Origin of the sequence: Kitasatospora sp. NPDC057940 (genome assembly GCF_042887425.1) — a bacterium.
GTDB lineage: Bacteria > Actinomycetota > Actinomycetes > Streptomycetales > Streptomycetaceae > Kitasatospora.
The window spans coordinates 32,913-45,834 of the sequence record NZ_JBHVPH010000035.1 but is presented as its reverse complement, the minus strand read 5'-3'; the positions used below and the strand labels follow the sequence as shown (position 1 = coordinate 45,834).

12 protein-coding genes are annotated in these 12,922 nt (G+C 73.9%); 10 read left to right on the top strand and 2 right to left on the bottom strand.

What is annotated here, in order from left to right:
- Positions 1-85: 85 nt before the first annotated feature.
- Positions 86-961, top strand: coding sequence for a GNAT family N-acetyltransferase (locus ACFVTF_RS34230; protein ID WP_350885688.1), 876 nt, complete (start codon positions 86-88; stop codon positions 959-961).
- A gap of 70 nt (positions 962-1,031) precedes the next feature.
- A complete protein-coding gene (locus ACFVTF_RS34225; RefSeq protein WP_387817940.1) occupies positions 1,032-1,583 on the top strand; it encodes a GNAT family N-acetyltransferase in 552 nt (183 codons plus the stop codon).
- 35 nt (positions 1,584-1,618) lie between these two features.
- Here ACFVTF_RS34225 and ACFVTF_RS34220 read toward each other — a convergent pair whose 3' ends face one another.
- A complete protein-coding gene (locus ACFVTF_RS34220) occupies positions 1,619-2,542 on the bottom strand; it encodes an aminoglycoside phosphotransferase family protein (protein WP_387817939.1) in 924 nt (307 codons plus the stop codon).
- Positions 2,543-2,629: 87 nt separating this feature from the next.
- Positions 2,630-3,757, bottom strand: coding sequence for a DUF4439 domain-containing protein (locus ACFVTF_RS34215; protein WP_387817937.1), 1,128 nt, complete (start codon positions 3,755-3,757; stop codon positions 2,630-2,632).
- 305 nt (positions 3,758-4,062) lie between these two features.
- Between ACFVTF_RS34215 and rimP the strand changes: the two genes are divergently transcribed.
- The 8 genes from rimP to truB all read left to right on the top strand — a co-directional run bounded on the left by rimP (position 4,063) and on the right by truB (position 12,629).
- Positions 4,063-4,617 (top strand): ribosome maturation factor RimP, encoded by a 555-nt coding sequence (gene rimP, locus ACFVTF_RS34210; protein WP_350885651.1) that lies wholly within the window; start codon positions 4,063-4,065, stop codon positions 4,615-4,617.
- 57 nt (positions 4,618-4,674) lie between these two features.
- Positions 4,675-5,685, top strand: a complete 1,011-nt coding sequence (nusA, locus tag ACFVTF_RS34205; protein ID WP_063347626.1) for a transcription termination factor NusA — start codon at positions 4,675-4,677, stop codon at positions 5,683-5,685.
- Between the two features lie 94 nt (positions 5,686-5,779).
- The gene (locus ACFVTF_RS34200) at positions 5,780-6,079 is read left to right on the top strand and encodes a YlxR family protein (RefSeq protein WP_079135592.1); all 300 of its coding nucleotides are present in this window, start codon (positions 5,780-5,782) and stop codon (positions 6,077-6,079) included.
- A gap of 249 nt (positions 6,080-6,328) precedes the next feature.
- Positions 6,329-9,526, top strand: a complete 3,198-nt coding sequence (infB, locus tag ACFVTF_RS34195; protein WP_387817936.1) for a translation initiation factor IF-2 — start codon at positions 6,329-6,331, stop codon at positions 9,524-9,526.
- Between the two features lie 142 nt (positions 9,527-9,668).
- The gene (locus tag ACFVTF_RS34190) at positions 9,669-9,965 is read left to right on the top strand and encodes a DUF503 domain-containing protein (RefSeq protein ID WP_030062503.1); all 297 of its coding nucleotides are present in this window, start codon (positions 9,669-9,671) and stop codon (positions 9,963-9,965) included.
- Between the two features lie 153 nt (positions 9,966-10,118).
- Complete coding sequence (rbfA, locus tag ACFVTF_RS34185; RefSeq protein ID WP_350885658.1) at positions 10,119-10,559, top strand: 30S ribosome-binding factor RbfA; 441 nt, start codon at positions 10,119-10,121, stop codon at positions 10,557-10,559.
- A 2-nt stretch (positions 10,560-10,561) separates the two neighbouring features.
- Complete coding sequence (locus tag ACFVTF_RS34180) at positions 10,562-11,665, top strand: bifunctional oligoribonuclease/PAP phosphatase NrnA (protein WP_387817934.1); 1,104 nt, start codon at positions 10,562-10,564, stop codon at positions 11,663-11,665.
- Between the two features lie 34 nt (positions 11,666-11,699).
- On the top strand, positions 11,700-12,629 hold the full coding sequence (gene truB, locus ACFVTF_RS34175; RefSeq protein WP_387817933.1) for a tRNA pseudouridine(55) synthase TruB: 930 nt from the start codon (positions 11,700-11,702) through the stop codon (positions 12,627-12,629).
- Positions 12,630-12,922: the final 293 nt, after the last annotated feature.

Genomic DNA, 12,922 nt, shown 5'->3' with positions numbered 1-12,922 from the left:
CGGCCGTAGCCGGGTGGGGCCACGGAGTAGGGTGCGGCCAGATTCGTCTCAGTGAGGTGCTGTCTCGATGCTCGATCGAGGTGTGATGCTCCCCGGCTCGTTCCAGGCCGCCCGTGCCCTGGCCACCACCCGCGTGTTGGAGCCCCCCGACCTCGCGGACGCCTTGGAGATCCTCCACCGCGACCCGGTCGCCAACTCCTTCGTCGCCACCCGGGTCGAGGCCGTCGGCCTGGACCCCTGGCGGCTCGGCGGCGAGATGTGGGGCTGGTACGACGGGGACGGCGCCCTCGCCGCGCTCTGCTACGCCGGGGCCAACCTCGTCCTGGTCGACGCCGGGCCGGAGGCCGTTGCCGCCTTCGCCGAGCGGGCCCGCCGGCAGGGCCGCCGCTGCTCCTCGATCGTCGGCCCGGCCGGGGCGACCGCCGCCTTCTGGGCGCTGCTGGAACGCAGTTGGGGCCCGGCCCGCGAAGTCCGCGCCCACCAGCCGCTGTTGGCCACCGCCGTGCCCTCCGCCGAGATCGCGCCCGACCCGCTGGTGCGGCGGGTGCGGCGGGAGGAGATCGACGCGCTGATGCCCGCCTGCGTGGCGATGTTCACCGAGGAGGTCGGGGTCTCCCCGCTGGCCGGCGACGGCGGCCTGCTCTACCAGGCCCGGGTCGCCGAACTCGTCTCCGCAGGGCGGTCGTTCGCGCGTTTCACCGAGGACGGCGAGGTCGTCTTCAAGGCCGAGATCGGCGCCGTCACCGAGGGCGCCTGCCAGGTCCAGGGCGTCTGGGTCGCCCCCGGGTACCGGGGCCGGGGCCTCTCCGAGACCGGCATGGCCGCCGTCCTCGACCTCGCGCTGCGCGAGATCGCCCCGGTGGTCTCGCTCTACGTCAACGACTTCAACCTGCGGGCCCGGGCCGCCTACCGGCGGGTCGGCTTCCGTGAGGTCGGCGCGTTCATGAGCGTGCTGTTCTGAGTCCGCTCCCCGGGAGTTCTGTTCCGATCTTCGCCCGCGCCGGCGGCCCACGGGTAGTAACGTCCGAGGCATGGATCAGCTGACCGGGGTGACGATCGAGGCCATCGACCTTGCGGCCTGGGCGCCGCAGGCGCTGGAGGTCCAGGCGGTGGCGTTCGGCCTGACGGCCGAGGAGGTCGCCGTCCGGCTGCACATCGTCGGCCGGCACGCGCACCAGCCCGGGGTGATCGCGCTCGGCGCGATGAGCGGCGGCCGGCTGGTCGGCTTCGGCTACGGGATGCCCAACCAGCGCGACCACTGGTGGAGCACGGTGATCGAGCCCTACCTGGACGCGCGCGGCCACGACGCCTGGCTGGACGACGTGTTCGCCGTCACCGAGCTGCACGTGCTGCCCGAGTACCAGGGCCAGGGCGTCGGCTCCCGGCTGATCCGCACCCTCTGCGAGCGTTCCGGGCTGGAGCGCAGCATCCTCTCCGCGATCGACGCGGAGACCCCCGCCCGGCGGCTCTACCGGGCGCTCGGCTACCAGGACCTCGCCCGTGCGGTGCGCTTCCCCGCCACGGACCGGCTGTACGCGGTGATGGGGGCCCGGCTTCCGCTGCGCGGGCCGGGCGAGGTGTAGGGCGCGTAGGGCGCGTAGGGCTCGTAGGGCTCGCCCTACAGCGCTCCGGCGAACTCCAGGTAGAGCTCGGCGTCCTCCCGGCGGCCGGCCGCCAGGGCCCGCAGGGCGAGGTCGACGGCCCGGAACAGCGTCCAGCCGCGCAGCCGTTCCCGGTCCACCTCCAGCGCGTCCGCGAGCTGGTGCAGCCGGCGGCGGACGGCCGCGGCCACGCCGGGGGAGCCGACCAGGGTGTCCGCCCGGTCCAGCGCCAGCCGGGCCAGGTCGAAGGCGCGCTCGCCGGCCAGCGGGCGCGGGTCGATCGCCAGCCAGGGCGCCCGGTCGGCGGCGAGCACGTTGCCGTGGTGGAAGTCCCCGTGGAGCAGGAAGGTCTCGGCGGCGGAGCCGGCCAGGCCGTCGGCGGTGTCCAGCGCCTCGGCGATCAGCGGCTCGGCCTCGGCGGCGCCGGGCAGGGCGCGGTGCCCGCGCAGCCGTTCCGCCGTGTCGGCGGTCCGGGCCGCGAGGGTCGGGAACGGGTGGTCCTCGGGCAGGGTGTTCCAGAGCCGGTGCAGCAGGCTGGTCGCCTCCAGCATCGCCTTCGCCTCGGCGAGCGAGCGCAGCGGGATGTCCCCGTGCAGCCGCTCCAGCAGCTGGACGCCCTCGGCGGGGTCGGCGTCCAGCAGCAGGACGGCCCCGCGCCCGGCCCAGTGGGCGAGCGCCGCGTGCTCCAGCGCGGTCTCGGGGGTCCGCAGGCCGGTCTTGAGGACGGCGGGGGAGAGGTCGTCGCGGTGGACGTAGGCGACCAGGCTCAGGCTGCCGCCGGGGTCGAGCACCCGCTCCAGGGTGAGGTCCCAGCGCGCCAGGTGGGCGGCCACCCGCGCGGGCAGCCCGGCCAGCCACTGCCGGCCCGGTTCGCCCTCGCTCGCCGCGACGCCGCGCGCCAGCCAGGCGGGGACGGTGATCTGCGGTGCTGCTCCCGACATGCCGACCTTCCGGTTGACGCTCCCCCGTTGGTGTTACCCGTCCATTGTCGGCCATGAACGGGAAACCGCAGGTCAGCGCCGCGGGCCCTAGGGAGTGGTGGCGGTGGGGGTGGGGAGGGGCTCGGGGATGCCGGGGAAGGCGGGGTCGGCCGCGCCCCAGCGGTGGGCGCGCAGGGCGCTGTCGCGCAGGGCGTCGGCGGCGGTGCCCCGTTGGGGGCCGGGGACGGCGGCGACCAGGTCGGCGTAGACGGTGGTGAGCCGGGTTTCGAGGTGGGCGGCGAGCTTGGTGGCGCCGGCCGCGTCGGTGACGGCGAACGGGAGCTGGTAGCCGGCGGCCGCGGCGGCCGGGGTGGCGCCGAGGGAGCCGATCAGCCGCTGCCAGGCGTCCCGCCGGGCCTCGTGGGCGGCGTAGGCGGTGCGGGCGTCGGTGCGCTGCTGGTCCTCGGGGAGCCGGGCGCCGACCACGCCGTAGCCGTAGACGGCGGCGTGTTCGGCGCCGAGGGCGCCCTGGAGGGCGGTCACCGCTGCTGCGGCGGCGGGGTCGGCCGACGGGCCGGCGGAGGGGGACGCGGTGGGCTGGTCGCTCGGGGGCGCGGTCGGCGCCTCGGTGGGGGTGGCGGCGGCCGGGGGCGGGGCGACCAGCGGGGTGGTGTCGCCGAGGGCGACGGCGTGCAGCACGTCGGAGGCGGCGACCGAGGCGAGCAACTGGGCCAGCGGCGGCCGGGCCGCGGCCAGGTCGGCGAGGCGGGCCTGGGCGGTCTGCCGTTCGAGTGCGGCGAGCGCGGCGGGGGTGCCGACCGGCGTTCCGCTCGGCGCCCCGCTCGCCGCCCCGGTCGCTGTGCCGCTCGGCGGCGCGCTCGGTGTCCCGCCCGGGCCGGCCGGGGGCGTGGTGGAGGGCGTGGCCGGGGATGCCGGGGGGACGGAGGCGGCCGGCAGCCCGTAGGCGAGGGCGGCGCGGTGCTGGGCCACCTCGGCCCGCAGCGGCTGCAGCACGGCGGCCTGGGCGCCGCCCGGGCCGGCGAGCAGCGCGTCGTAGCCGGCCAGCAGGGTGTCGGTGGCGGCGATCGAGCGCAGGATGACCGGTTCGTCCGGGTTCGGCAGCGGGCCGCGGTTGCCGGGCGCGCCGTCGCCGCCGTGGGAGCCGGTGCAGGCGGTGAGTGCGGTGAGGGCGAGCAGCCCGAGAGCCAGGTACGTCCGTCGGCTGGGCGGCTGCATGGGTGTCACTCCGGGGCGTGTGCGGGAGGGCGGCCTCCCCGCCTGCCCTTCGTAGGCGTGAATGATTACAGAATCCCCACGATTCCGGGCGGGGATTCGGATCCAGGGACGCCCCGGGAGCGGGTGTGAGCTTGCTCGCAGTGGGTGGCGTGCGCCCGGTCGGGGGTGGTCCGGAATCGGTGGTTCGCGGCTTCACCGGCTAGGCTTTGGGCCGAGCTGCCGTGACCCGGTGTGCGCCGGACCGGCGCCGGAGGGTGCGGAGCGACCTTCTGACAACAGCAGACGCGGCCGAGGAGTCCACCCGGATGAGCACCACCCACACCGACCGGCTGCGCGCGTTGCTGGAGCCGCTGGCCGTGCAGGCCGGTCTGGACCTGGAGGACGTCAAGGTCACCAAGGCCGGCAGCCGCCGCCAGGTGCAGATCGACGTCGACACCGACGGCGGCGTGGACATGGACGCCATCGCCGAGTTCAGCCGGGTGGTCGGTGAGGCTCTGGACGAGTCGGACCTGATGGGCGACGAGCCCTACCTGCTGGAGGTCGGTTCGCCGGGCGCCGAGCGTTCGCTGGACCTGCCCCGGCACTGGCGTCGCGCGGAAGGCCGACTGGCCAAGATCCACCTGGTCGACGGCGGGGAGATCGTCGCCCGGGTGCTGGAGGCGGACGAGGACGGCGCGCTGGTCGAGGTGCAGCCGGTGAAGGGCCGTGGCCGTCCGAAGGAGCGCCGGCTGGCGTACGCCGAGGTGGATCGGGCGCGCGTGCAGGTCGAGTTCAACCGCAAGGACGACAAGCTCCTCGACGAGGCCGCGGACTACGCGGACGACGACGCCTCCGAGGAGGGGGACGACGGTGCGCTGTGACCTGCGCACCGCCCGGACCATGACGAACGTGACGAAAAAAGACGAGGAGGCGTAGCCGTGGACATCGACATGAGTGCCCTGCGCACGCTGGTCAACGAGAAGAACATCCCCTTCGACCTGCTGGTCGAGTCCATCGAGTCCGCCCTCCTCACCGCGTACCACCGCACCGAGGGCTCGCGCCGCCGCGCCCGGGTGCACCTGGACCGCAAGTCCGGCCACGTCACCGTGTGGGCGACGGAGGACCCGGCCGAGCTGGACGAGGGCGTCGAGCCCAAGGAGTTCGACGACACCCCGAACGGCTTCGGCCGGATCGCGTCCAGCATCGGCATCCAGGTGATGATGCAGCGCCTGCGCGACGCCGCCGACGACCAGACCTTCGGCGAGTACGCGGGCAAGGAGGGCGACATCGTCACCGGTGTCGTCCAGCAGGGCAACGACCCGAAGAACGTGCTGGTCGACATCGGCAAGCTGGAGGCCATCCTGCCGCCGCAGGAGCAGGTCCCGGGCGAGGACTACCGGCACGGCACCCGGCTGAAGTGCTACGTCGTGGCGGTGCGCCGCGGTGTGCGCGGGGCCTCGGTGACGCTGTCGCGGACGCACCCGAGCCTGGTGAAGAAGCTGTTCGCGCTGGAGGTCCCGGAGATCGCGGACGGCAGCGTCGAGATCGCCGCGATCGCCCGTGAGGCCGGCCACCGCACCAAGATCGCGGTCTGGTCGCGCCGGGCCGGGCTGAACGCCAAGGGCGCCTGCATCGGCCCGATGGGCAGCCGGGTGCGCGCGGTGATGGGCGAGCTGCACGGCGAGAAGATCGACATCGTCGACTGGTCGGAGGACCCCCGGGAGATGGTCGCCGCGGCGCTGTCCCCCGCACGGGTGACCAGCGTGGAGATCGTCGACCTGGCCCAACGCTCCGCCCGGGTGATCGTGCCGGACTACCAGCTGTCGCTGGCGATCGGCAAGGAGGGGCAGAACGCCCGCCTCGCCGCCCGCCTCACCGGCTGGCGGATCGACATCCGGCCGGACACCGAGGGCCAGCCCGAGGACGGCGGTCGGGACACCGACCGCTGAGCGCGGCGCTGACCGGCCGTTCGCCCCGTCAAAGCCCCCCGCCGTTCCGCCCGGGATCGGCGGGGCGGCGCCATGTCCCTTCGGAGGGGTAGACTTGCCTTCGTCTGGCCGGACGCACGTCCGAGCACGCCCGGAACGCACCTGCGTGGGCTGCCGCAAGCGAGCGGCCAAGCACCAGCTGTTGCGTGTCACGGCGGTCGAGGGCGTCTGCGTCCCTGACCCCCGTGGCGCACTGCCGGGCCGGGGCGCTCACCTGCACCCCGATCCGGCCTGCCTCGACCTCGCGGTCCGCCGTCGGGCGTTTCCCCGGGCCTTCCGCCTCCAGGGGACGCTCGACACGGAGCGGCTCCGCGAGTTCATCGGGGAGCGGACCGTCGACACCCCGGCGCCCTGAGTCCCTCAGGCCGCCCGGTGGGGCGACACCCGCTACGGCCGCCGCTCAGTGCGGCGGGAGAACCACCGCAACAAGCACGGTTCGCGGGCAGCCGCGTGCCGTGCCACCAGTCAGGTACCTCGCGATGTGGAAGTAGGTCGAGATTGCGATGAGCTCTCGATGAGTACGCGATGAGTACGCGATGGGTACGCCCATGAAGTAGCGACGGTCCGGCGGACGAGACACCCCGGACTCATAGACAGGAGTGAAGTGGCTAAGGTCCGGGTTTATGAACTCGCCAAGGAACTTGGCTTGGAGAGCAAGGCCGTCATGGCCAAGCTCACCGAGCTCGGTGAGTTCGTCCGTTCGGCGTCCTCGACGATTGAGGCGCCGGTCGTACGTAAGCTGACTGACGCGCTTGGTGTGGCCCCCACCGGTGGTGGTTCCGCTGCCAAGCCGGGCCCGCGCAAGAGCGCGGCGCCCCAGCCCGCGGGTGGCTCCGCCGCCGCGGGTGCACCCAAGCCGGGTGCTCCGACCCCGGGTCCGCGCCCCAGCGCGACCCCTGGTCCCCGTCCCACCCCGGCCGCGGCTCCCGCGGCCCCTGCGGCCCAGGCCGCGCCCGCCGCCCCGGCGGCCCCCGCCGCCGCGAAGCCGGCGGGTGGCCCGACCCCGGGCCCGCGCCCGGCGGCGCGTCCCGCCGCTCCGGCGGCCCCGGCCGCGCCCGCGGCCGAGTTCTCCTCGCCGGCTCCGGCCGGTGACACCCCGCGTCAGGCCCCGTCGGCTCCGCAGGCCCCGCAGGCCTCGCGTCCGGCCGGTCCCGCCGCCGGCGGTGCCCGTCCGGGCCCGCGTCCGGCCGGCCCGCGTCCGGGCAACAACCCGTTCACCTCGGGCAGCGCGACCGGCATGGCCCGCCCCGGCGACCGCCGTCAGGGCGCGCCGGGTGCGCGTCCGGCCGGTCAGGGCGCCCCGGGTGGCGACCGCCCGCGTCCGGGCGGCGACCGTCCGCGTCCCGCCGGTGCTCCCGGTGCTGACCGTGGCGCCCCGCGTCCCGGTGGCGACCGTCCGCGTCCCGCCGGTGCTCCCGGTGCCGACCGTGGCGCCCCGCGTCCGGGCGGCGACCGTCCGCGTCCCGCCGGTGCTCCCGGTGCTGACCGTGGCGCCCCGCGTCCCGGTGGCGACCGTCCGCGTCCCGACGGCATGCCGCGTCCGGCCGGCCCGCGCCCCGGCGCCCCGTCCCCGTCCGGCATGCCGCGCCCGAACCCGGGCATGATGCCGCAGCGTCCGGCTCCGGGCCCGCGTCCGGGCCCCGGCGGCCGTGGCCCCGGTGGCCCCGGTGGCCGTCCGGGTGGTCCGGGTGGTGCCGGTGGCGCCCGTCCGGGCTTCCAGGGTCGTCCGGCCGGTCCGGGCTCGCGTCCGGCCGGTGGCGGCGGCTTCGGCGGTCCGCGTCCCGGTGGCGGTGCCCCCGGTGGCGGCGGCGGCTTCGGCCCGCGTCCCGGTGGTTTCGGTGGTCGTCCCGGCGGCCCGGGTGCCCGTGGTGGCACGCAGGGCGCCTTCGGTCGTGGCCCGGGCGGTCGCCCGGCGCGTGGCCGCAAGTCGAAGCGGGCGAAGCGCCAGGAGTACGAGGCCATGCAGGCCCCGTCCGTCGGCGGTGTGATGCTGCCTCGCGGCAACGGCCAGACCGTTCGCCTGTCGAGCGGCGCCTCGCTGATGGACTTCGCGGAGAAGATCAACGCCAACCCGGCCGCGCTCGTCTCCGTCATGTTCAACCTCGGTGAGATGGTCACCGCGACGCAGTCGGTCTCCGACGCGACCCTCGAGCTGCTGGCCGGCGAGATGGGCTTCATCCTGGAGATCGTCAGCCGCGACGACGAGGACCGCGAGCTGCTGGAGTCGTTCGACATCGACTTCGGTGCGAACGAGGGCGACGAGGACCAGCTGGCCCCGCGCCCGCCGGTCGTCACCGTCATGGGTCACGTCGACCACGGTAAGACCCGCCTGCTGGACGCGATCCGCAAGTCCAACGTGGTGGCCGGCGAGGCCGGTGGCATCACCCAGCACATCGGTGCCTACCAGGTCGTCACCGAGGTGAACGGCGAGCAGCGCCCGATCACCTTCCTCGACACCCCGGGTCACGAGGCGTTCTCCGCCATGCGTGCCCGTGGTGCCAAGTCCACCGACATCGCGATCCTGGTGGTCGCGGCCAACGACGGTGTCATGCCGCAGACGGTCGAGGCGCTCAACCACGCCAAGGCCGCGGGTGTGCCGATCGTGGTCGCCGTCAACAAGATCGACGTCGAGGGCGCCGACCCGACCAAGGTCCGCGGTCAGCTGACCGAGTTCGGTCTGGTGGCCGAGGAGTACGGCGGCGACACCATGTTCGTCGACATCTCCGCGCGCCAGGGCCTCAACATCGAGCAGCTGCTGGAGGCCGTGGTCCTCACCGCGGACGCCTCGCTCGACCTGCGGGCCAACCCGGAGCAGGACGCGCAGGGTATCGCCATCGAGGCCCACCTCGACAAGGGCCGCGGCGCCATGGCGACCGTGCTCGTGCAGCGCGGTACCCTCCGCGTCGGCGACTCGATCGTGGTCGGCGACGCCTACGGCCGCGTCCGCGCGATGCTGGACGAGAACGGCAACAGCCTCGCCGAGGCCGGCCCGTCCCGCCCGGTGCTGCTGCTCGGTCTGACCTCGGTGCCCCGCGCCGGCGACAGCTTCATCGTCGTTGACGAGGACCGCACCGCCCGTCAGATCGCCGAGAAGCGCTCGGCCCGCGACCGCAACGCCGCCTTCGCGCAGCGTCGGGTCCGGGTGTCCCTGGAGGACCTGGACAAGGCCATCGCCGCCGGCGAGATCGAGCAGCTCAACCTCATCATCAAGGGTGACGTCTCCGGTTCGGTCGAGGCCCTCGAGGACGCCCTCGTCAAGCTGGACGTGGGCGAGGAGGTCGAGCTCCGCATCCTGCACCGCGGTGTGGGTGCGATCACCGAGTCCGACGTCAACCTGGCGATGGGTTCGGACGCCATCATCATCGGCTTCAACGTGCGCGCCGAAGGCCGTGCGCGTACCGCGGCCGACAAGGAAGGCGTGGATGTCCGGTACTACTCGGTCATCTACCAGGCGATCGAGGAGATCGAGAACGCCCTCAAGGGCATGCTCAAGCCCGAGTACGAGGAGGTGCGCCTCGGCTCCGCGGAGATCCGCGAGGTGTTCCGCTCCTCCAAGTTCGGCAACATCGCGGGTGTCATCGTCCGCGAGGGCCTGCTGCGCCGCAACGCCAAGGCCCGCCTCATCCGCGACGGCAAGGTCGTGGCGGAGAGCCTCACCATCGAGGGTCTGCGCCGCTTCAAGGACGACGCGACCGAGGTCCGCGAGGGCTTCGAGGCCGGTGTCACCCTGGGGTCGTTCAACGACATCAAGGTCGAGGACATCATCGAGACCTACGAGATGCGCGAGAAGCCGCGCTCGTAGTCGGTGAAAGCCGGGGCCGGTCGACGGGTGGTATTTCCGTCGACCGGCCCCGGTCTCGCTGTGTAGGGTCCGGGGTAGTTCACCCGCAGCCCGGTTCCGGGCTGCCCCCCGAGGCCTTCCAGGTCGGCGAGACCTGTCATACATGTTCGTGGGAACACTCACCTTCGACCTGCTGCTGGGCGACGTCCACTCGCTCAAGGAGAAGCGTTCGATCGTGCGGCCCATCGTGGCCGAACTGCAGCGCAAGTACAGCGTGTGCGCTGCCGAGACCGGGAACCAGGATCTGCACCGCAGGGCCGAGATCGGCCTCGCGGTGGTGGCCGGCGAAGCCGGGTACGTCACCGAGATCCTGGACAGCTGTGAGCGGTTGGTCGCCGGCCGCCCCGAGGTGCAGCTCCTCTCCGCGAGGAGGAGGTACCACAACGACGACGACGAATGAGAGCCGTGGAGACGGTCGGCGGAAGTCGCCGTTCTCACACGGATCAGGACCCAGAGCGCCCGCAAGGCCGGGCGCGGGCCGGTACTTTGGGGCGTGGGCCCCGAAGGGTGCGTAGCTCACCCGAATGCCGGACCCACTGCACGAGGAGGCAACGTGACCGACACCGCAAGGGCGCGCAAGCTCGCCGACCGCATCCAGGTGGTCGTCGCCCAGACCCTGGAGCGGCGGATCAAGGACCCGCGACTGGGGTTCGTGACCATCACCGACACCCGGGTGACCGGGGACCTGCGCGAGGCCACCGTCTTCTACACCGTCTTCGGCGACGAGACCGAGCGCGAGGCCACGGCCGCCGCGCTGGAGAGCGCCAAGGGCGTGATCCGCTCCGAGGTCGGCAAGATCGGGGTGCGCTTCACCCCGACGCTGACCTTCGTCGCGGACGCGCTGCCGGACAACGCCCGGAACATCGACGACCTGCTCGACCGGGCCAAGGCCATCGACGCGGCGGTGCGCACCACCGCCGCGGGCGCGACCTACGCCGGCGAGGCGGACCCGTACAAGGTTCCGGCGGCCGAGCGTGACGACGAGGACGAGTAGTCATGGCGGGTGAGCCGGCGAAGGCCGCCTCGCGAGCCGGTTCGACCACGGGGGCGTCTTCCACCAGCACGGTGGAGGACGCCCTCGTGGCGCTCCCGGGGCCGCGCACCGAGGAGAGCGGTTTCGAGCTGATCTGGCAGCAGGTGGTGGCGGAGATCGGGCGGGCCCGTTCGATCGACCTGATCTGCCACATCTGCCCGGACGGCGACGCCCTGGGCTCCTCGCTGGCGGCCGCGCTGGCGCTGCGCGGGCTCGGCAAGCGGGTGCGGGTCTCCTTCGGCGACGACCCGCAGATCGTGCCCGAGTCGCTGGCCTTCCTGCCCGGCCAGGAGCTGATCGTGCCGGCCGCCGAGGTGCCGGACGTCCCCGAGCTGGTGCTCTGCTTCGACGTGGCCGCGGAGAGCCGGCTCGGCCTGCTGCACGGCAAGGCCTTCGCCGCGCCGGTGCTGGTGGTGATCGACCACCACGCCTCCAATCCGGGCTTCGGCACCCACCAGCTGATCGACCCGACCGCGCCGGCCACCGCCGTCCTGGTCGACGAACTGCTGCGCCGGCTCGGCGTCGAACTCGACCAGGACCTGGCCACCTGCCTGTACACCGGCGTCGCCACCGACACCGGTTCGTTCAAGTACCGGGCCACCACGCCCGCCACCCACGAACTCGCCGGGCGGCTGCTGGCCACCGGCATCCGGCACGACCTGATCTCCCGGCAGCTGTGGGACACCTCCTCCTTCGGCTACCTCAAGGTGCTCGCGGGCGCGCTCGACCGGGCCGTCTACGAGCCGGACGCGGCCGGCGGGCTGGGCCTGGTGTGGACCTGGGTGCCGTACCAGGACCTGGTGCTGTTCAGCGTCACGGTCGAGGAGATCGAGGGGCTGATCGACATCCTGCGCCGCCCGGCCGAGGCCGAGGTGGCGCTGGTGCTCAAGCAGGACCCGGACGGCACGCTGCGGGGCTCCTCGCGTTCCAAGGGCGCGGTGGACGTCGCCGCCGCCTGTGGGGAGCTGGGTGGCGGCGGGCACGTCTTCGCGGCCGGGTTCAGCGCCCGGGAGGACGTGGCCGCGGTGGTCGAACGGTTCCGGGGCGCGCTGCGACCGGTACGTTGATCATCTCTTGACCGCTTTTTAGAGAAAGAACTTGATGAAGCGCAAAGGCACCGGCCCGGACGGCCTGGTGATCGTCGACAAGCCCGAGGGCATCACCTCCCACGGGGTCGTCGCCAAGCTGCGATGGCTGGCCGGGACGCGGAAGGTCGGGCACGCCGGCACGCTCGACCCGATGGCCACCGGCGTGCTGGTGATCGGCGTCGAGCGGGCCACCCGGCTGCTCGGCCACCTGATGCTCACCGCCAAGACGTACGAGGCGACCATCCGGCTCGGCCAGACCACCGTCACCGACGACCGGGAGGGCGAGGTCACCGCGTCCGCCCCGGCCGACGGGGTGACCAGGGAGGCGATCGACGCCGGGATCGCAGCGCTCACCGGCGAGATCATGCAGGTGCCCTCCAAGGTCAGCGCGATCAAGATCGACGGCAAGCGGTCGTACGCGCGGGTGCGCGAGGGCGAGGACTTCGAGCTCGCGGCCCGGCCCACCACGATCCACTCCTTCACCGTGCACGGGCAGCGCGCGGCGATCGCCGAGGACGGCACGCCGGTGATCGACCTGGACGTGACCGTCGAGTGCTCCTCCGGTACCTACATCCGGGCGCTGGCCCGCGACCTGGGCGCCGGGCTCGGCGTCGGCGGCCACCTCACCGCGCTGCGGCGCACCAGGGTCGGGCCGTACTCGGTGGAGTCGGCGCACACCCTGGAGCAGCTGGAGGCCGCGGTCACCGGCGAGTCCCCGACGGGGCTGCAGGTGCTGCCGATCGGGGAGGCCGCGGCCGCCGCCTTCCCGCGCTGGGACCTGGACGAGTCGGCGGCGGAGAAGCTGTCGCACGGTGCCCGACTCAAGGCGCCCGGGTTGGGCGTGGACGGGCCGATCGCGGTGTTCGGGCCGGACGGGCGCTTCCTCGCGCTGGTCGAGGAGACGGGCGGGCAGGCGAAGCCGGTCGCGGTCTTCGTCGGCTGACGCCCCGCAGCGCACGCGTCACCCCCGCCGGGAGTCTTCCGGCGGGGGTTTCGCTCGTTCGGGAGTCGTCCCAGGAGGGGCTTCGCTCGTTCGGGGGGTGTTCCGGCGAGGTCCGGGGGCTCGTTCCGGCGAGGGAGGGGTCACCCGCCCGGGGGAGCGCGCGAGGTGAACGCCCGTGGTGAGCGGCGCAGGCGCGGTGGGGCCGCCTCCCTGGCGGGCAGGCTCCCCGGCGGCGAGCAGGTCGCCGAGACAAGCCCGCCCCCGGGCCGTCCGGCCTGCGGGGAGGGCAGTGC